The organism is Bradyrhizobium sp. CCBAU 21365 (assembly GCF_015291305.1).
Lineage (GTDB): Bacteria > Pseudomonadota > Alphaproteobacteria > Rhizobiales > Xanthobacteraceae > Bradyrhizobium > Bradyrhizobium elkanii.
Genome location: NZ_CP030036.1, coordinates 5,968,573 through 5,987,690, shown reverse-complemented (window position 1 = coordinate 5,987,690; position 19,118 = coordinate 5,968,573). Strand labels below are relative to the sequence as shown.

Below are 19,118 nucleotides of genomic sequence, written 5' to 3'. Positions count from 1 at the left end.
GGTCTCTGGAATACTGGATCACCCGCATGCGCGGGTGATGACACTGAGCAAGGTGAACGAGCGCCTACGCGATTTCGGAATAATGGAAAAATACCCCTGAGTTGCCCGACATGTCAAGTCGCCGCGTCGAGCGCCGGCAGCCTACTGGCTCCTTTGCATGGGTTGTTTTCGATATTTTGGCGGCGCGCCCCGGCGACGGTCGGCCGGGACAAGCCCGGCCGGCCGTCGTGATAGCCCTGCCGCAAGCAGGGATGAGAAGATCAGCCCCGGCCCACGAACGGCATCTTGGTCGCCATGACCGTCATGAACAGCACGTTGGCGTCGAGCGGCAGGCCGGCCATGTAGGCGACGGCATCGCCGACCGCCTTGGCGTCCATGCGCGGCTCGTGCTTGGTGGTGCCGTCCGGCTGCAGCACGCCGGGGCCGTTGACCATGCGGTCGGTCATCGGGGTCGCGGCGTTGCCGATATCGACCTGGCCGACCGCGATGTCATACATGCGCCCGTCGAGGTTGGAGGACTTGGTGAGGCCGGTGATGGCGTGCTTGGTCGAGGTGTAGGCGGCAGAGAACGGCCGCGGCGCGTGCGCCGAGATCGAGCCGTTGTTGATGATGCGGCCGCCGCGCGGCTTCTGGTCCTTCATGATGCGGAAGGCATGCTGGGTGCACAGGAACGGCGCGGTCAGGTTGGTGTTGACCACGGCCTGCCACTGCTCGAGCGGCAGGTCCTCGAAGTTCACCGGCGGCGCGCCCATGCCGGCGTTGTTGAACAGCACATCGAGCCGGCCATAGGTCGCCTTCACCTTGTCGAACAGCGCGGCGATCGCGGCCGGGTTGGCCATGTCGGCCGACACGCACAGGCTCTTGCCGGCGGGACCGAGCTTGGCGGTCTCTTCCAGCATCTCCATGCGGCGCCCGGCGAGCACCACGGTGTAGCCCTTGTCCATCAAAGCGAGCGACGCGGCGCGTCCGACGCCGGTGCCGGCGCCGGTCACGAGTGCGATCTTGCTGGTTGCCTCAGTCATCCGAGTTTCCTCTTACTTGGTTCTTGCTTCGGTTTCGTTCTTGTAGGGTGGGCGTGGAATGTTCTGGTGCGCCGCGCGGAGCGCCGCCGACCAGCGCGAGCGCAGGTCGTGGAAATAGGGCTCGCCGGCCTCGATGCGGTGGTTGAGATCGGCCTCGCAGGCATCGGTGCGCACCACCAAGACGTCGATCGGCAGGCCGACGCCGAGATTGGAGCGCATCGTCGAATCCATCGAGATCAGCCCCGTTTTGAGCGCCTCATAGAGCTCGACATCGTAATGCATGGCGCGGTCGAGCACCGGCTTGCCGTATTTGTGCTCGCCGATCTGCAGGTACGGCGTGTCGGTGGTGCACTCGATGAAGTTGCCGGCGGTGTAGACCATGAACAGGCGCATCCGCGAGCCCTTGATCTGGCCGCCGAACAGGAACGAGACGTCGAACGAGATGTCCTCGGCGCGCAGCGCATCGCCCTCGGTCGCGTGCACCGAGCGGATGGCGCGGCCGATCCGCTGCGCCGCCTGGAACATGGTCGGCGCGTTCATCAGCGTCTCGAGTTCGCCGGTGTCCGGATTTTCCATACCCTCGGTCAGGGTCGACAGCACCGACTGGCTGATCGCCAGATTGCCGGCGCTGGCGATCGCCATGATGCGCTCGCCGGGCTTTTCGAAGATGTGCAGCTTGCGGAAGGTCGAGACGTTGTCGAGGCCGGCATTGGTGCGGGTATCGGCGATCATGACGAGCCCGTCGCGCACCAGAATTCCGCAGCAATAGGTCATTTCAAGTCCTCAGACGGTCCGAGTTTCTCGGCGGGAAACTAGTAGCCAATTTCGCGGATGCATCCAACCCCAATTCCCCGTGACGGGACATTGCCGCAGCCCGTCAAAAGGGCCGGGTCCCGATCGCGGAAGCGGCCGGCCAGGGCGGTGTTCCGGCGTGGCCCGTCTCGAGGCGCCGGTGCGCGACCCGGTCTCGCTCTGCGCTGCGCGCAGCCGGCAATGATCTGCGCCTACTGTGATTGCGAGGCACATTGCGTTGTGGTCGACTGCCCGCAACCGACAACAAACAAAGAAATTCCGGGAGGCGAGAATGTCGCTCAAACTGTCTGCATTCGTCGCGGCACTGGGCATCGCGGCGATGGCCGCGAGCCCTGCATCGGCGCAGAAGAAGGGCGGCACGCTCCGACTCTATCACAACGACAATCCGCCCTCGACCTCGCTGCTCGAGGAATCCACCATCGCCTCGGTGATGCCGTTCGCGGCCGTCTTCAACAACCTCGTGGTGTTCGATCCGGCCAAGGTGCACGAATCGATCGACACCGTGATCCCCGATCTCGCCGAGAGCTGGTCGTGGGACCAGACCGACACAAAGCTCACTTTCAAGCTGCGGCACGGCGTGAAGTGGCATGACGGCCAGCCGTTCACCGCCAGGGACGTGCAGTGCACCTGGCGGATGCTGATCGGCAAGAGCGAGACCCAGGACTTCAAGCGCAACCCGCGCAAGGTCTGGTACTCGAAGCTCAGGGACGTCAGTATCAACGGCGACGATGAGGCGACCTTCGAGCTGACCGAACCGCAGCCCGGTCTTTTGGCGCTGCTCGCCAGCGCCTTCTCGGTGGTCTATCCCTGCCACGTGCCGCAGCAGGTGATGCGCACCAAACCGGTCGGCACCGGGCCGTTCAAGTTTGTCGAGTTCCGGCGCGGTGACTCTATTCGTCTCGTCCGCAATCCCGATTACTTCAAGAAGGACCGGCCGTATCTCGACGAGATCACGGTGCGCTCGATCGACAGCCGCGCCACGCGCATGCTGGCGTTCGCGACCGGCGACTACGACATCACCTTTCCGTCCGACGTCAGCATTCCCCTGATGAAGGACGTCAAGGCGCGGGCGCCGAACGCGATCTGCGAGATGACGTCGACCAATCTGCAGATCAATCTGCTGGTCAACCGGGTCAATCCGCCGTTCGACAATCCGGATATCCGCAAGGCGATGTCGCTGGCGCTGGATCGCAAGGCCTTCAACAGCATCCTGTTCGAGGGCAGCGGCCGGCTCGGCGGCGCGATGCAGGCCAAGCCCGAAGGCGAGTGGGGCATGCCGCCGGAGATCCTGTCGACGCTGATGGGTTACGGTCCCGATACCGGGAAGAACCTCGCCGAGGCGCAGGCGATCATGCAGAAGCTCGGCTACAGCGACGCCAAGCCGCTGTCGATCAAGATCCAGACCCGCAATCTGCCGACCTATCGCGACCCGGCGGTGATCCTCGCCGACCAGCTCAAGAAGATCTACATCACAGCCGAGCTCGACATCCTGGATACGCCGCGCTGGTACTCGCGGCTGCAGCGCAAGGATTATACCATTGGCCTCAATGTCACCGGCGTCAGCGTCGACGATCCCGACGGCAATCTGGTCGAGAACTATTCCTGCAACTCCGAGCGCAACTACACCCAGTACTGCAACGCCGAAGTCGACAAACTACTCGCCGCACAGTCGCGCGAGGTCGACAAGGACAAGCGCCGCAAGATCGTGTTCGACATCGAGCGCCTGCTGGTCGACGACGCCGCGCGGCCGGTCATCCTGCACTCATCGGCCGGCAATTGCTGGCAGCCTTACGTGAAGAATTTCCACCCGCACGACAACAGCCAGTACAACAATCTGCGTTTCGAGGATGTCTGGCTGGACAAGTAACGCGTGGTGGCCCGCGGGCGACGACGTGCGCCGTCGCCCTCGGACGCTTCGTCTTTGCGACGGCGCCCGTCAGTCAGGCCGCGTAGAGATCCATCGGGATATCCGACGTCGCTACGGGAGCTCGGATATCAGCTTGGTCCACTCCGCCTCGGGCCAGGCCCGTGAGGTGCAAGTCCGTATGTTTCCCAGAGAGCTGAGGGCAAGCGCGAGTTTTGTGATGTTGTCGCCGAGCGGTGCTTCGGCGAGGAGAAGGATGTCATGCTCGCCGGAGGTGAGATAGACCTCCTTGATTTCGACACCTAGCGTCTTGGCGAGTTCTTTCGCCGCTCGGCTGCGCTTGGGCGCTTCCTTGACATTACGAATTCCCTGGTCGGTCCAGTCGATCCTCAATATGAATGTCGCCATGTCGTCCTCCAAGGGTTAAGCACTGCCCTTGTCTGCCGCGCGCGCGGCAGGCCAACCTGCTTCATGTTGAAGTTGAGGGAGCGCCACATAAGGCAGGCGCTGCTTTCAGACTGCGATGCCCGCCGACGGCCTAACCGCTGCCCGTTCCTTCAAACGGCGACGTCGGCCCGTCCCGTAAGGGCAGCTTGCTGCAGATTACGCCATGTCCCTTGCTCGATAAAGAGGGCTCCCCGCGTTGTGATCGGGATCGCGGTGGCCTCGCGTAGCGAGGGCGCCGCGTCAAGATCGCACCCTCTGCGCAAGGATGTGGCCGCAGACCTTGGCGCGCCGGACAGTTATCCGATGCGAGTCAGGTGCGGGTGTAGTCACCGGGTTTCAGCCCGAGCGCCTTGACAGCTGCTTCGGGAAGCGGCCCCCACGCTTCAACCGTTTCATTCGGGGCCATCATGTCCGCAATAATTGCCGTGGCCTTTGCCGCGTCTCCTTCAGCCACGAAGAAAACCGAGCGAACAGGCGGGCCGCCGTCCAACGGCGCAGTTTTTACGAGGACAACCTGACCATTTGCCATGCGCTCTTATACCGCAGTCGCGGCGCTGTTTCACGGATCCTGTCGATCGATCCTCACGACCCGGCCGCTGACGCGCGCGCCAGGAGCGATGCTGCCACGCTATTGCATCGTCGCGGCCCGAACACCAAATATCTGAAGTGGGAGGCAGAACCGCTCCTGGAGTGAGCGCGTGGCCAGCAAAAGAGCGAACGAAGAGCTCCCCGTCATTGCGCGCTTTGAGGTGCGTCGCCGCAATTACCTCGCGCCCGACGGCTCGATAGAGCGGCCGCTTCCTGCCTTCGCCACCGATGCCAAGCTGCTGGTCGAACTTTACCGGTCGATGGTGCTCTTGCGGCTGTTCGACCGAAAGGCTGTTGCATTGCAGCGCACGGGTCGGCTGGGAACCTATGCCATTTCGCTCGGCCAGGAGGCGGTGTCGGTCGGCATCGCGAGTGCGATGCGGGAGGATGACGTTCTGTTGCCCTCCTATCGCGACAACGGCGCGTTGCTTTGGCGTGGCGTCAAGCTGGAGGAGATTCTGCTGTTCTGGGGCGGCGACGAGCGAGGCAATGACTTCTCCGGTCCGCGCCACGATTTCCCGTTCTGCGTTCCCGTCGGATCACAGGCGCCGCATGCCGCCGGCGTTGCCTATGCCCTGAAGTTGCGCAAGGAGCCGCGCGTGGCCGTCTGCATGTTCGGCGACGGCGCCACCTCGAAAGGCGATGTCTACGAGGCCATGAATTTCGCCGGCGTTCACAAACTGCCGCTCGTGTTCGTCGCCACCAACAATCAATGGGCCATATCGGTGCCGTTGCGTCTGCAGACGGGTTCCGAGACGCTAGCGCAGAAGGCCATCGGCGCAGGGTTCAGCGGCGAGCAGGTGGACGGGAGTGACGTGGTGGCGATGCGCGCCGCGGCCGAGGAGGCCATTGCCGCTGCCCGCGACGGCAAGGGCCCTCACTTCATCGAAGCGGTCACCTACCGGCTCGGCGATCACACGACGTCAGATGATGCATTGCGCTATCGTTCGGCCGAAGAAGTCCAGGCGCATTGGAAGGAAGAGCCGATCGCGCGCCTCAGGTCCTATCTTGTCGGTCGGAAGATGTGGACCAAGGCGGACGAGGAGCGGCTTGCCGCCGAGTGCCATGAGCGCATCGAGGCGGCGGTGGAGCGCTATCTGAAGACGCCGCCGCGCCGGGCAGAAACCATGTTCGACAACCTCTATGCCGATCTGCCCGAGGCGTATGCCGCGCAGCGTCGCGAACTCGCGGGAGAGGACGATGCCTGAGGTCACGTTGGTCGAAGCCATCAATCTGGCGCTCGGCCGCGCGATGGCGGATGATCCCGATGTGGTCGTGCTCGGCGAGGATGTCGGCGTCAATGGCGGCGTCTTCCGCGCGACCGTCGGCTTGCAGGAGCGCTTCGGTCCGGAGCGCGTCCTCGATACGCCGCTTGCCGAACTCCTGATCAGCGGGCTTTGCGTCGGCATGGCCGCGCAGGGACTGAAGCCGGTCGGCGAAATCCAGTTCATGGGATTTATCTATCCCTGTCTCGATCAGCTGGTGAACCACGCATCACGGATGCGCAACCGTACCCAGGGACGGCTCACTTGTCCGATGGTTCTGCGCACGCCGCATGGCGCCGGCATTCGAGCACCCGAGCATCATTCCGAGAGCACTGAGGCGATGCTGGCCCACATTCCGGGCTTGCGTGTCGTGATGCCTTCGTCGCCGGAGCGCGCCTATGGACTTCTCCTCGCCGCGATCCGCGATCCCGATCCGGTGGTGTTCCTGGAGCCGACGCGGTTGTACCGCGCCGTGAAAGGCGAGGTCGAGGACAACGGCGAAGCCCTGCCGACGGATCGCGCCTTTGTCGAGAGGGAAGGTCGCGACGTCACCCTGATCAGCTGGGGTGCGATGCTGAAGGAAACGATGGCCGCAGCGGACGCGCTCGCCGACGAGAGCATCGCTGCCGAGGTTATCGACCTCGCCACGCTCAAGCCCTACGATGAAAACACCGTGCTCAGGTCGGTCGCAAAGACCGGGCGCTGCGTCATCGTGCACGAGGCCGCGCACACGGGCGGATTTGGCGCGGAGATCGCAGCCATGATCGCCGAGCGCGGACTATCCTCGCTGCTCGCACCCGTGACCCGCGTCACCGGCTACGACACGATCATCCCGATGGCCCGCCTTGAGCAACGCTACATGCCGTCGGTCGGACGCATCGTGACCGCAGCCCGAAAGGCGTACCAGTACAACTGAACACCAACGGACCTTGTGCCATGCGCCAGTTCACGTTGCCGGACCTTGGTGAAGGTCTTGAAGAAGCTGAGATCGTCACCTGGTACGTCAACGAGGGCGATCACGTCGTGACCGATCAGCCGCTCGTTTCGGTCGAGACCGACAAGGCGGTGGTCGAGATACCGGCGCCGTCGAGCGGACGCATCGCGCGCCTGTTCGGTGCCAAGGGCGATATCGTGAAGGTCGGCGCGCCGCTCGTCGAGTTTGCCGAGGACGCCGGGCAGGACACCGGCACGATTGTGGGTGAACTCGACACCGGCGAGCAACCGCCGGCGCCAGCAACTGCCTCGCCGCCCGGCGGGCAGGGAGCCCAAGTGTTTCCGGCAGTACGCGCCCTTGCGCGCAAGCTTGACGTCGCGCTCGATCTCGTCGAGGCGACCGGGCCCGGCGGCACCATCACGCGGGCCGATGTCGAGAGGGCGGCGAAGCGGATGTCTCACAGCGGACCCGCCGAGCCGCTGCGCGGCTTGCGCCGCGCGATGGCCCAACGCATGACGGCAGCGCATGCGGAAATCGTCCCCGCGACGGTCACCGATGAAGCCGACATCGACGATTGGCGGCAGGGCGAGGACGTGACGATCCGGCTGGCGCGGGCGATCGCCGCTGCCTGCAAGGCAGAGCCCGCGCTCAATGCCTGGTATCATTCCGGTACGGGAGAACGGCGCCTGATCGAGCGCATCGATCTTGGCATCGCCGTCGACACCGGCGGCGGCCTGATCGTTCCCGTGCTGCGCAATGTCGCGGAGCGGAGCGTATCGGACTTGCGGGCCGGACTCGACCGTCTGCGAGCCGACGCAATCGCGCGCGCGATACCCCCGGAGGAACTGCGCGGTGCGACGATCACGTTGTCGAACTTCGGCATGATTGGAGGCCGGTTTGCTAATCTCATCATCGTGCCGCCGCAGACGGCGATCGTCGGCGCCGGGCGGATTTCGGAGCGCGTGGTCGCGCTTCGGGGGCAGGTTGCGGTCCGACGGACGCTGCCGCTATCGCTGACCTTCGATCATCGGGTGGTGACGGGCGGCGAAGCTGCCCGTTTCCTGGTTGTCCTCAAATCCGACGTTGAGCGCATTTCGTGACATCACTCATTAGCGAGACAGGCTGGGCCGTCAGGGCTCCTGGCTTCGTCCCGCAGATGCGTCGACGAGGAAGGCCTCGTCGACGGGCACGCCGAGCGCCGTGACCAGCCGGTTGGTTTCGGCGGCCATGCCGACGATGGCGAGCATTTCCTGATATTCGGCGTCGGTCATGCCCTTGGCGCGGGCGCTCGCGGTGTGCGAGTGAATGCAATAGCTGCAGCCGTGGGCTACCGAGACCGCAACATAGAGCATCTCCTTGACCTTCGGATCGAGCGCGCCCGGTGCCATCACCTCCTTGATGCTCTCCCAGGTCCGCCGCAGGGTCTTCGGATCATGCGCCAGCGCGCGCCAGAAATTGTTGATGAAGTCCGAGTTCCGCGTCTTGCGGATGTCGTCGAAGACGGCACGTGCCTCCGCCGGGAGTTCGTCGTCGGAAAGCAACTTTACGGTGGCCATGGCTTGTCTCGCTGGTGTGGTTTGAAGCAGCGATCATAGCACCCCTGCCGTCATTGCGAGGAGCGAAGCGACGAAGCAATCCTTGCCTCCGCAAACGGTCAGATGGATTGCTTCGCGGAGCCTGTCATCGGGCGCGCGTTCGCGCGGCCCGTGGGCTCGCAATGACAGACGCGGAGCGGGATCAGCCCTACGACTGCGTCTGGTGGCTCTGCCACTGTCCGGGGCGGCCGGCCTGGTCGACCTTGACCGCGACCGTCAGCGTCTCGTTGCCGCCGCCATAGCGGGTGCCGCGGACCGGGGCGGCGCCGAGATAGTCGAGGCCGATCGCGACGCGGGCATGGGCGTCGGTGGTGCAGATGCCGTTGGCGGCGTCGAAGCCGACCCAGCCGAGATCGGGCACGAAGGCCTCGGCCCAGGCGTGGCCGGCCTGCTGGTTGACCATGCCGTCGGAGCGCAGGAAGTGGCCGGAGACGAACCGCGCCGGAACACCGCCGGCGCGGGCGCAGGCGATCAGGATGTGAGCGTAGTCCTGGCAGACGCCGCGCTTCAGCGCGAACGCCTCGGCGGCCGAGGTGGCGCTGTTGGTCGGGTCCTCGTCGAAGGTCATGTGCTCGTAGATCTGCGCCATCAGCGCGTGCAGGAAGCCGAGCACGTCGCCGCCGGCCTCCGTGCGCAATTCGCGCACGACGGCCGTCATCGCCGGGTTGAGGTCGGTCAGTGGCGTCGCGCGCAGGAACAGGTTCGGCGGAAACCGCTCGTCGGTGCCCTTCAGGACGCCGCCGGTGTCTTGGGTCTCGATCAGGCCTTCGCAATGAATCGTGAGGTCACTGATCGAACCATGCGTCAGCACATGGGTGACGTTGCCGAAAGCATCCTCGTGGGTGTCGAGCCGGGAATCGGTCGAGACGTCGATCTGCCAATCCGCGACATACTGGCCGTCATGGCTGCCGGGCGTCATGCGCAGAATCTGGATTACGCCCGAGGCCGCCGGCTCGTAGCGATAGGTGGTGGTATGGGCTATCCGCAGGCGCATGGCTCAACCGGAGTTCAGTCGGTTTTTCGGGGCATGACGTCTTTCGTCCTAATCGGCCGCGAAAGCAAGACGTCGATGGCCGGGACACCCATGCGAAGACGCGCTTCGCGCTTTTGGCCCGCCATGACGACAATTTGAGCGTTTTTCGGCCGTATCGGTCAGATCAGGTACTGTTTGGTGATGATCTCACCCAGCCGTGAGTTGTCCGCGATGAATTCCTGGATGAATTCGTGCACGCCGTGCTGGAAGATATCGTCCATGTTGCTGTGCTCGAGCCGGTTCCTGATGCCGCGGGCATGGCGTTGCGAGGCGCCCTGGCGGCCATAGGCGACGCCGATCTGGTCGAGGTTGCGCACGAGGTTGCTGTAGCAGCTGGCAAGCGAGCGCGGCAGCGTGTCGTTGAGGATCAACAGGTCGGCGATCAGCCAGGGCTTCAGGGTTTCCCGGTAGACCCAGTGATAGGCAGTCGTTGCCGACACCGAGCGCAGGATCGAGGTCCACTGATAGTAGTCCAGCGGGCCGCCGACATGCTCCTCCTCGGGCAGGAGCATGTGATACTTCACGTCGAGAATCCGCGCGGTGTTGTCGGCGCGCTCGAGATGGACCCCGAGCCGCGAGAACCAGTAGGCGTCGTTGCGCAGCATGGTGCGGTAGGCCGAGCCGTCGAAGCGCAGCGAGGTTTCCTGCACGAAGCGCAGGAATTTGGCCAGCTCCTCGCGGTTGGCGGGACCCTTGTTCCAGACCGCCTGCAGTTCGATCCAGGCCGAGTTGATGGTGTCCCACATCTCCGACGTCAGTGCTGTCCGCACCGAGCGTGAATTGAGCCGCGCCGCCTCGATGCAGTTCTTGATCGAGGACGGATTTTCCGACGAGAAGGAGAGATATTCGATGACGTTCCGCTCGTTGGCTTCCTCATAGTGATCGTAGAAGCTCGCGCCGACGCCGGCGGTGAGCAGTGCGGAATCCCACTCATTGGTCTTGCCGACATAGGCCGCGGGCAGCGCGGTGACGCGCAGCGTCGCATCGATGGTGCGCGCCAGATATTCGGCGCGTTCGACATAACGGGCCAGCCAGAACAGGTTTTCGGCGGTGCGCGACAGCATGTGGAGGTCCTACAAAACGAAACGTGTTCTGAATTCACCTCCCCCTGCAAGGGGGAGGTCGGCGCGTAGCGCCGGGTGGGGGTCCTCTCTCCATTCGGCGTATGCGGCCGACCCCCACCCCGACCCTCCCCCTTGCAGGGGGAGGGGGTACTTCCGCGTCATGCTTCGATTCAAATCACTCACTCAGTATCCAGGTGTCCTTGGTGCCGCCGCCCTGGCTCGAATTGACGACGAGCGAGCCTTCCTTCAGGGCGACGCGGGTCAGCCCGCCGGGCACGATGGTGGTGTGGTTAGAGCCGGTCAGCACGAACGGGCGGAGGTCGACATGGCGCGGCGCCAGCCCCTTGTCGGTGCAGGTCGGACAGGTCGACAGCGCCAGCGTCGGCTGGGCGATGAAGCTCTCCGGCTCGCGCTTGAGCTTGTCGCGGAACGCCTCGATGGTCGCCTTGGTGGCGGCGGGGCCGATCAGCATGCCGTAGCCGCCGGAGCCGTGCACCTCCTTGACGACGAGGTCGTCGAGGTTGTCGAGCACATAGGACAGATCCTGCGGTTCGCGGCAGCGCCAGGTCTGCACGTTCTTCAGAATCGGCTCCTCGCTGAGGTAGAACTTCACGATGTCGGGCATGTAGGAATAGATCGCCTTGTCGTCGGCGATGCCGGTGCCGACCGCATTGGCGAGCGTGATGTTGCCGGCGGCGTAAGCCGACATCAGCCCGGGGACGCCGAGCGCGGAATCCGGCCGGAAGGTCAGGGGATCGAGAAAATCGTCGTCGACGCGGCGGTAGATCACGTCGACCCGCTTCAGCCCCTCGGTGGTGCGCATGAACACCTCGTCGTTCTTGACGATGAGGTCGCGCCCCTCGACCAGCTCGATGCCGAGCTTGTCGGCGAGGAAGGAGTGCTCGTAATAGGCCGAGTTGTAGACGCCCGGCGTCATCAGCGCGACCGTCGGCTCGGCGGAGGCGCTGTGCGGCGCGACCGAGCGCAGCGCCGACAGCAGCTCGTCCGGATAACGGTCCACCGGCGCGACGCGGTGCCGCGCGAACAGGTCCGGAAACAGCCGCATCATGATCTCGCGGTTTTCCAGCATGTAGGACACGCCGGATGGCGTGCGCGCATTGTCCTCCAGCACGATGAAATTATCGGGATCGGTGCGGATGATGTCGATGCCGGCGATGTGGACGTAGATGTCGTGCGGCACGTCCTGGCCGTTCATCTCCGGACGGAACACCGGGTTCTGGAAGATCAGGTCTTCGGGGATGACGTTGGCGCGCAGGATGTCGCGGCCGTGATAGATGTCCTTCAAGAACATGTTGAGCGCGAGCACGCGCTGCTTGAGACCCTTCTCCAGCAGCGTCCACTCGGTCGCCGACATGATGCGGGGGATGACGTCGAACGGGATCAGCCGCTCCTGGGCCTCGGCATCGCCATAGACCGCGAAGGTGATGCCGATCCGGCGGAACAAGAGCTCCGCTTCCTGGCGTCGATATTCGAGCGCATCCGGCGGCGTCTCTTTGAGCCAGCGGGAGAGCTCCTGGTAGGCCGGGCGGAGATCCTCGCCGAGGCCATTCATCTCATCGAACGCGACTGCCATATAGCCCGACTGCCCTCCCAAGCCATGTGACACAGTGCATGACTTGATGGGATGGTAGCAAGGGGCGGGCCAGCGCGATATGCATTGGCTTGCGGCATTTGCTATGGGTGAGGTGGAAGGCCTGCCCGAAAAACCGGCTGAGGTCTGCTTAATTCGGCGGCAAAACCCCGTGACATCAAGGCATTGGATCGGCAATGTCAGGGGATCAAGTTAGGGAATGAGACCATGAGCGAGATCGTCACGGCGGGGATATTGGTGATCGGCGACGAGATCCTGTCCGGCCGGACCAAGGACAAGAACATCGGCTTCATCGCCGAATACCTGACCAACATCGGCATCGACCTGAAGGAGGTCCGCGTCGTCGCCGATGACGAGGCCGACATCGTCTCCGCCCTTGATGCGCTGCGGCATAGGTACACCTACGTGTTCACCACCGGCGGCATCGGGCCGACCCATGACGACATCACCGCCGACAGCGTGGCGAAGGCGTTCGGGGTCGATATCCACCATCACCCCGAGGTGGTGGCGCGGTTCAGGGAGCGCTGGAGCGAGCAGGACCTCAACGAGGCGCGGCTCAGAATGGCCCGGGTGCCTGACGGCGCCGAGCTGATCCAGAGCGCGACCATCCTGGCGCCGGGCTTCAAGCTCGGCAATGTCATCGTGATGGCCGGCATCCCCAGCATCATGCAGGCGATGATGGACATCGTGGCGCCGAGCCTGAAGTCCGGCGTGCGGATGCTGTCGGACTCGGTCCGCGCCGATGCACGGGAAGGCGACATCGGCGGCCCGCTGCGGGCGATCGCGGAAGCCAATCCCGACACCATCATCGGCAGCTATCCGTTCCAGGACGAGAACCAGAAGCCGAACACCAATCTGGTGGTGCGCTCGCGCGATCCGGAAAAGCTCGCAGCGGCAATGGCCGCCGTGAAGGAGATGTTGAAGCAAGTGCAGGCCGCGCAGAAGAAACCGGCGGGTTGAGACGATATGGTTGAACGAAATTCTGAACCGAGTGCGCAGGAGCGGGCCGGCAGGCCGTTTCCGGTCTCGTGGGATCAATTCCACCGGGATTGCCGGGCGCTGACCTGGCGGCTCAATGAGGTCGGCCCGTTCCAAGCGGTGATCGCGATCACCCGCGGTGGGCTGGTGCCGGCGGCAATCGTGGCGCGCGAGCTCGGCTTGCGGGTGATCGATACCGTCTGCGTCGCCAGCTACGACCACGACAAGCAGGGCGATCTGAAAGTGCTCAAGGGCATTTCGGAGCAGACCGCCAAGCTCGGCGGCGGCACCGGCAAGGGACTGTTGATCGTCGACGACCTCGTCGATACCGGCAAGACCGGCAGGCTGGTGCGCGAGCTGCTTCCCGACGCGCATTTCGCAACCGTCTACGCCAAGCCGAAGGGACGCCCGCTGGTCGACACCTACATCACCGAGGTGTCGCAGGACACCTGGATCTTCTTCCCCTGGGACACCGCGCTGTCGTTCCAGCCGCCGATCCGTGACGGGGCGGCGTAGATCGTCACCTCGCCCCGCTTGCGGGGAGAGGTCGATCGCGGAGCGATCGGGTGAGGGGGACTCACGGCGAGTTCGTCTCTCACTATCTTTGCGGAAGCAGCCCCTCACCCCAACCCTCTAAGAGCGAGCTGCGCTTGTCTCGACCCCGCAAGAGCGGGGCGAGGGGGAAGGAAGACCATGCCCCTGCAAAATCGCGTCACGCCCACCGGCGACATCGTCGCGTCAGAACACCGCGGCACTTTCACCGGAAATCGCGGTATCATCCACGATCCCACGACGCGCACGCTGCTGAACAAGCGCTGGTCGAGCCCGGCGTGGCTCACCTGCGTCTGCGAGTTCAGGGGACGTCGGCGCGAGGTGATGAGCCGGCAGAGCTGGACCGAGCTGTTCTTCCTCGATGAGGCCACCGCGTTTGCGGCCGGACACCGGCCCTGCTTCTACTGCCGCCGTGACGATGCCAAGCGGTTTCGCGGCTGCTGGGAGCAGGGCAACGGCGTCAGCGATCTCAGCGCCAAGGCGATGGATGCGGTGCTGCATGCCGAGCGGATCGACCGCGGCAAGAAGCGGCTGCATCCGCTGCTGACGCGATTGCGCGACTTGCCCGACGGGACGATGGTGCAGGCGAGCGGCGAGAGCTACCTCGTCGCCGACGGCGCCACGTTGCGCTGGTCGTTCGCCGGTTACAGCCGGGCCGACGTACCCGAGCCGGCCATGCTGCTGACGCCGCCATCGACGGTGCGCGCCTTCCAGGCCGGCTACCGGCCCGTGTTGCATCCGAGCGCGATGGCCGTTCTAAGTTGATCTCCCGGCGTGGTCGTTACGCCAGCCGCTGCCGCGCCAGCTTGGCACCGGCGCCCAGCGCGATCAGCTTGGCTTCGGCGATGTCCCGCCGCATCGGCGCCATGCCGCAATTGGTGGTCGCGATGATGTTGCCCTTCGGCACGTGCTTGGCGACCGCCTCGATCACCTTGACGACGTCCTCGGCGGTCTCGATCTCGTCGCTGGCGACGTCGATCACGCCGGCCTGCACGATCTTGCCGGGGAGCGCCGCCAGCAGTTCGATCGGCACCTTCGAGTTGCGGCATTCGATCGCGACCTGCTGGATCGTGCTCTTGTCGATGACGGGGAAGGTCTCCTCGTATTGCCGCCACTCGCCGCCGAGCGTCTGCTTCCAGTCGGTGTTGGCCTTGATGCCGTAGCCGTAGCAGATGTGCACGGCGGTGGCGCAGCTCAGGCCTTCGGCGGCGCGCTCCAGCGCCTTGATGCCCCAGTCGCGCACTTGGTCCATGTAGACGTTGAAGGCGGGCTCGTCGAACTGGATCATGTCGACGCCGTCGGCCTCGAGCGCCTTCGCCTCCTGATTCAAAAGCTCCGCGAAAGCGAAGGCCATCTTCACGCGGTCGCCGTAATATTTGTCGGCGATGGTATCGATGATCGTCATCGGGCCGGGCATGGTGAATTTCAGCCGGTTCTTGGTGTGCGCGCGGGCCGCACGGGCCTCGCCCTCGTGGACGCGGCCCTTGAGCTGCAGCGGCGCGACCACCTGCGGCACCATCGCCTTATATCGGTCCTTGCGGATGCCCATCTCGACCTTGTGGGCGAAATCGATGCCCTCGATCCGCTCCAGGAAGCCGTGCACGAAATGCTGGCGCGCCTGCTCGCCCTCGGTGACGATGTCGACGCCGGCATCCTCCTGCAGCTTGATCGCCAGAATGGTGGCGTCGCGCTTGGCGCGGGCGAGCTCGGCGCCCTCCGACTTCCAGGGTGCCCACAGCATGTTCGGCTCGGCGAGCCATTCCGGCTTCGGCAGCGAGCCTGCGATCGTGGTTGGAAACAGCATGGGTGCCTCCTGTTGGGTTCTGATTGAGCGCCTGTGTGCCATGTCCTAAGGTGGAGGTACAGAACAACAAAAGTCTTTGTGATGGGGGATAGAACGCCGATGATCGATCTGCACTACGCGCCGACGCCGAACGGCTGGAAGATCTCGATCATGCTGGAGGAACTGGGGCTGCCCTACACGGTGATCCCGGTGAACATCCGCGCCGGCGAGCAGTTTCGGCCCGAGTTCCTGGCGATCAGCCCGAACAACCGCATCCCCGCCATCGTCGACCATGCGCCCGCCGACGGCGGCGGGCCGTTCTCGGTGTTCGAGACCGGCGCGATCCTGATCTATCTCGCCGACAAGGCCGGCCGTTTCCTGTCGCGGGAGTTGCGTGCGCGGTCGAACGTCATCCAATGGGTGATGTGGCAGATGGGCGGCCTCGGGCCGATGCTCGGCCAGCACGGCCATTTCGCGCTCTATGCGGCCGAGAAGATTCCCTACGCGATCGAACGCTACCGCGACGAGACCGCGCGGCTCTACGGCGTGCTCGACCGCCAGCTCGGCAAGACCGGCGCCTACATCGCCGGCGACGACTATTCGATCGCCGACATCGCCTGCTTCCCCTGGACCATGACCCATAAGGCGCAGGGTTTTACCCTCGACGATTTCCCGAACATCAAGCGCTGGTACGCGACGGTGCGCGCCCGCCCGCAGGTGCAGGCGGGGCTTGCGATCGGAAAATTCGTCAAGGAGCCGTTTGACGAGGAGTCACGCAAGAACATGTTCGGCCAGCGTGCGAAGGAATTGGTCGAGAAGAAATGATGCTTGTTATTCCGTGGCGCGACACAGTCGCGAGCTCTGCCGCTTGCGGCGCATCCCGGAATGACGAGAATGAATGTGGAATAGACAAAGGGAAACGCCATGATCGAATTCTTCTTCGACTGCTCCAGCCCGTGGACCTATCTCGCCTGGCACAACATCCAGCCGATCGCGAAGGAGTTCGACGCGCCGATCACCTGGCGGCCGATCCTGGTCGGCGGCATCTTCAACACCGTCAATCCGTCGGTCTACGCGCAGCGCGAGAAGCCGGTGCCGCTGAAGGCGCGCTACATGAAGAAGGACCTCGGCGACTGGGCGCGTTCGGCCGGCCTTGCGATCAAGATGCCGCCGACCGTATTCCCGGTGAACAGCGTCAAGGCGATGCGCGGCTGCATCCTTCTCGGTAACGAGAAAATGGTGCCGTTCGCGCGCGCCGTGTTCGAGGCCTATTGGGGTGACGACAAGGACATCTCGCAGGATGCGGTGCTGACCGAGATCTGCAGCAAGCTCGGGATCGATCCTGAAAAATTCCTGGCCGGCATCGGCGACCAGGCGATCAAGGATCAGCTCAAGGCCAACACCGAGGAGGTGATGGCGCGCGGCGGCTTCGGCTCGCCGACGATCTATCTCGACAAGACCGACATGTATTTCGGCAACGATCGCCTGCCGCTGATCCGCGAGGCGCTGGCGCGCCTCAAGGCGCGGGCCGCCTGATGCCGAAAGCCGTCGTTTGCCGCGAGCTCGGGCCGCCCGAACGTCTTCAACTTGAGAGCTTTGCCTCGGTGCCGTTGCAGCCGGGCCAGGTGCGGGTTGCGATCCGCGCCGCCGGGATCAACTTTCCCGACATCCTGATGGCCGCCGGAGAGTACCAGCTCAAGCCGCCGCTGCCGTTCACGCCGGGCTCGGAAGCGGCCGGCGATGTCGTCGAGGTCAATAACGCCGCCGGCGTCGCCGTCGGCGACAAGGTGATCGTCAAGATGCGCTTCGGCGCCTATTGCGACGAGACGGTTGCAACGCCGTCGCAACTCGTACCGGTGCCGCCAACCTTCGACTACGCGGAAGGCGCGACCTTCCTGGCCGCGCACGGCACCGCCTATCATGCGCTGATCGACCGCGGGCAGATCAAGCCGGGCGAGGTGCTGCTGGTGCATGGCGCCGGCGGCGGTGTCGGGCTTGCCGCGGTCGAGATCGGCAAGTTGCTCGGCGCCACGGTGATCGCCGCGGCTTCGAGCGAGGAGAAGCTTGCAATCGCCAGGGCGCGCGGCGCGGACCATCTCGTTCTCTATGCGCGCGAGCCGTTCCGCGATGCGGTCAAGCGCCTCACCGACGGTCGCGGCGCCGATGTCGTGTTCGATCCCGTCGGCGGCGAGGTGTTCGAGAATTCGATGCGCTGCATCAACTGGGGCGCGCGCATTCTCGTCGTCGGCTTCACCGGCGGCATCGGTCTTGCCCGCACCAATCTGTTGATGATCAAGGGTGCGAGCGTGCTCGGCGTTCGCGCCGGCGAGGCCGTGCGCAAGGATCCCGCGCTCGGCGAGGTCAGGTTCAAGGCGCTGAGCGAATGGGCCGAGGCCGGCCGGGTGCGGCCGAATATCTCGCACCGGCTGCCGCTGGAAGACTACGCGAAGGCGATGCGGCTGTTGATCGAGCGCAAGGCGATCGGGCGTGTGGCGCTGCTGACGAGGCCGTGAAACCACAGCGCTCAAATTCTGCAGTGCAGCCAAATGACGCGATGGGCCTGACGTCCAGGGAATCGAACCCGGGTCCGTCGCGTGATATCCTCTGCCGGCTGAGTGTCGTGGCAGCGTGGAGGATGACATGCGTATCGCTGTGATGGCGGCCGGTGCCCTCGGCGGTTATTTCGGAGCACGTATGGCTGCGGCAGGGCACGACGTGTTCTTCATCGCACGCGGTTCCAACCTCGAGGCGATCAGAAAAAACGGTCTCAAGGTCGAGAGCGTGCTTGGCAATCTTCATTTGCCCGAACCCAACGTGACCGATGATCCTGCCGCGGTCGGCCCGGTCGATATCGTTCTGTTCGCGGTCAAGCTTTGGGACAGCGAGACGGCAGCCAGGTTGTCTCTCCCCCTGGTCGGACCCGGCACCCGGGTGATCCCGTTGCAAAACGGCGTCGATAGCGCGGAGCGGATCGCCCCGATTCTCGGCGCCGACAATGTGGTCGCCGGAAGTGCCTATATTGCTACGGTGCTGTCCGCGCCTGGCGTCGTCACCCACACGAGCCAGTTCGCGCGCATGGTCTGCGGCAGGACCGACGGCAAGCCCGATGAGGGTCTCAAGGCCTTTGCCGACGCCGCCCAAGCGGCCGGGATCGACATCTCGGTGTCCGACGGGATTGACCGCGAGCGCTGGCAGAAATTCGTATTCCTCGTCGGACTATCAGGCGCGACCGCAACGACTCGCCAGCCGCTGGGGGCCGATCCTGGCCGACCCGGATACGCGAGCGTTCTTTTACAGCCTGATGAGCGAGGTGGTCGCGGTCGGCCGTGCCAGGGGCGTTCCGATTCCGGAGAATTTTGCCGAGGACAGAATGAAATTCGCAGAAACCTCGCCACCCACCTTCAAGGCTTCCATGCTGCACGATCTCGAACGCGGCAACCGGCTCGAACTCGACTGGCTCGCCGGAAAGGTGGTGGAGTTCGCCCGCCCGCTTGGCATTCCGACGCCAGCCAACAATGCGGTCTATGCCATGCTCAAGCTGCACAGGATGGGTAACGCCCGCGCCTAA

The 19,118-nt window shown here is 64.5% G+C and carries 20 protein-coding genes and 1 pseudogene; 12 read left to right on the top strand and 9 right to left on the bottom strand.

Annotated elements, in window-relative coordinates:
• Nucleotides 1–260: 260 nt before the first annotated feature.
• Nucleotides 261–1,022: an SDR family oxidoreductase gene (locus XI02_RS28170; RefSeq protein WP_016846385.1), complete on the bottom strand. Its 762-nt coding sequence runs from the start codon at nt 1,020–1,022 to the stop codon at nt 261–263.
• Between the two features lie 12 nt (nt 1,023–1,034).
• Nucleotides 1,035–1,796 (bottom strand): peptidase, encoded by a 762-nt coding sequence (locus XI02_RS28165; protein WP_018272366.1) that lies wholly within the window; start codon nt 1,794–1,796, stop codon nt 1,035–1,037.
• Nucleotides 1,797–2,106: 310 nt separating this feature from the next.
• On the opposite strand from XI02_RS28165, the gene XI02_RS28160 reads away from it, so the two are divergent.
• Entirely contained in the window at nt 2,107–3,702 is a 1,596-nt protein-coding gene (locus tag XI02_RS28160; protein WP_018272365.1) for an ABC transporter substrate-binding protein, read from the top strand.
• Between the two features lie 111 nt (nt 3,703–3,813).
• On the opposite strand, the gene XI02_RS28155 is transcribed toward XI02_RS28160, so the two are convergent.
• The gene (locus tag XI02_RS28155; protein ID WP_026192964.1) at nt 3,814–4,107 is read right to left on the bottom strand and encodes a GYD domain-containing protein; all 294 of its coding nucleotides are present in this window, start codon (nt 4,105–4,107) and stop codon (nt 3,814–3,816) included.
• Nucleotides 4,108–4,456: 349 nt separating this feature from the next.
• Complete coding sequence (locus tag XI02_RS28150; RefSeq protein WP_016846381.1) at nt 4,457–4,675, bottom strand: hypothetical protein; 219 nt, start codon at nt 4,673–4,675, stop codon at nt 4,457–4,459.
• A gap of 169 nt (nt 4,676–4,844) precedes the next feature.
• On the opposite strand from XI02_RS28150, the gene pdhA reads away from it, so the two are divergent.
• Genes pdhA through XI02_RS28135 form a run of 3 tightly spaced genes read left to right on the top strand, consistent with a single transcriptional unit; the run spans nt 4,845 to nt 8,033 of the window.
• A complete protein-coding gene (gene pdhA, locus XI02_RS28145) occupies nt 4,845–5,942 on the top strand; it encodes a pyruvate dehydrogenase (acetyl-transferring) E1 component subunit alpha (RefSeq protein WP_129965125.1) in 1,098 nt (365 codons plus the stop codon).
• Nucleotides 5,935–6,915 carry an alpha-ketoacid dehydrogenase subunit beta gene (locus XI02_RS28140; protein WP_026192963.1) on the top strand — a complete coding sequence of 327 codons (981 nt, stop codon included), beginning with the start codon at nt 5,935–5,937 and terminating at the stop codon, nt 6,913–6,915. Before pdhA ends, XI02_RS28140 begins: the two co-directional genes overlap by 8 nt.
• Nucleotides 6,916–6,935: 20 nt before the next feature.
• Complete coding sequence (locus XI02_RS28135; protein ID WP_018272362.1) at nt 6,936–8,033, top strand: dihydrolipoamide acetyltransferase family protein; 1,098 nt, start codon at nt 6,936–6,938, stop codon at nt 8,031–8,033.
• A gap of 30 nt (nt 8,034–8,063) precedes the next feature.
• Here XI02_RS28135 and XI02_RS28130 read toward each other — a convergent pair whose 3' ends face one another.
• From XI02_RS28130 to XI02_RS28115, 4 genes are all read right to left on the bottom strand, one after another.
• A complete protein-coding gene (locus XI02_RS28130) occupies nt 8,064–8,489 on the bottom strand; it encodes a carboxymuconolactone decarboxylase family protein (RefSeq protein ID WP_018272361.1) in 426 nt (141 codons plus the stop codon).
• A gap of 187 nt (nt 8,490–8,676) precedes the next feature.
• Nucleotides 8,677–9,522 (bottom strand): transglutaminase family protein, encoded by an 846-nt coding sequence (locus tag XI02_RS28125; protein WP_018272360.1) that lies wholly within the window; start codon nt 9,520–9,522, stop codon nt 8,677–8,679.
• A 158-nt stretch (nt 9,523–9,680) separates the two neighbouring features.
• Nucleotides 9,681–10,625: an alpha-E domain-containing protein gene (locus tag XI02_RS28120; protein WP_018272359.1), complete on the bottom strand. Its 945-nt coding sequence runs from the start codon at nt 10,623–10,625 to the stop codon at nt 9,681–9,683.
• Nucleotides 10,626–10,800: 175 nt separating this feature from the next.
• Nucleotides 10,801–12,219: a circularly permuted type 2 ATP-grasp protein gene (locus XI02_RS28115; protein WP_018272358.1), complete on the bottom strand. Its 1,419-nt coding sequence runs from the start codon at nt 12,217–12,219 to the stop codon at nt 10,801–10,803.
• A 225-nt stretch (nt 12,220–12,444) separates the two neighbouring features.
• Here XI02_RS28115 and XI02_RS28110 point away from each other — a divergent pair, with 225 nt between their 5' ends.
• From XI02_RS28110 to XI02_RS28100, 3 genes are all read left to right on the top strand, one after another.
• The gene (locus XI02_RS28110) at nt 12,445–13,197 is read left to right on the top strand and encodes a molybdopterin-binding protein (RefSeq protein ID WP_018272357.1); all 753 of its coding nucleotides are present in this window, start codon (nt 12,445–12,447) and stop codon (nt 13,195–13,197) included.
• A gap of 6 nt (nt 13,198–13,203) precedes the next feature.
• The gene (gene gpt, locus XI02_RS28105) at nt 13,204–13,731 is read left to right on the top strand and encodes a xanthine phosphoribosyltransferase (protein WP_018272356.1); all 528 of its coding nucleotides are present in this window, start codon (nt 13,204–13,206) and stop codon (nt 13,729–13,731) included.
• A 177-nt stretch (nt 13,732–13,908) separates the two neighbouring features.
• Nucleotides 13,909–14,532 (top strand): hypothetical protein, encoded by a 624-nt coding sequence (locus XI02_RS28100; RefSeq protein ID WP_172647714.1) that lies wholly within the window; start codon nt 13,909–13,911, stop codon nt 14,530–14,532.
• 16 nt (nt 14,533–14,548) lie between these two features.
• On the opposite strand, the gene XI02_RS28095 is transcribed toward XI02_RS28100, so the two are convergent.
• A complete protein-coding gene (locus tag XI02_RS28095) occupies nt 14,549–15,571 on the bottom strand; it encodes a methionine synthase (RefSeq protein WP_069279979.1) in 1,023 nt (340 codons plus the stop codon).
• Nucleotides 15,572–15,670: 99 nt separating this feature from the next.
• On the opposite strand from XI02_RS28095, the gene XI02_RS28090 reads away from it, so the two are divergent.
• From XI02_RS28090 to XI02_RS46435, 5 genes and pseudogenes are all read left to right on the top strand, one after another.
• Nucleotides 15,671–16,375, top strand: coding sequence for a glutathione binding-like protein (locus tag XI02_RS28090; RefSeq protein WP_069279978.1), 705 nt, complete (start codon nt 15,671–15,673; stop codon nt 16,373–16,375).
• Between the two features lie 99 nt (nt 16,376–16,474).
• Complete coding sequence (locus tag XI02_RS28085) at nt 16,475–17,086, top strand: 2-hydroxychromene-2-carboxylate isomerase (protein ID WP_038376289.1); 612 nt, start codon at nt 16,475–16,477, stop codon at nt 17,084–17,086.
• On the top strand, nt 17,086–18,063 hold the full coding sequence (locus tag XI02_RS28080; protein WP_172647715.1) for an NADPH:quinone oxidoreductase family protein: 978 nt from the start codon (nt 17,086–17,088) through the stop codon (nt 18,061–18,063). The genes XI02_RS28085 and XI02_RS28080 overlap by 1 nt, the downstream gene beginning before the upstream one ends.
• Before the next feature lie 127 nt (nt 18,064–18,190).
• Nucleotides 18,191–18,745: pseudogene (locus tag XI02_RS46440) on the top strand (ketopantoate reductase family protein); the annotation flags it as partial.
• Entirely contained in the window at nt 18,657–19,118 is a 462-nt protein-coding gene (locus XI02_RS46435) for a ketopantoate reductase family protein (RefSeq protein ID WP_370144254.1), read from the top strand. The pseudogene XI02_RS46440 and the gene XI02_RS46435, both read left to right, overlap by 89 nt.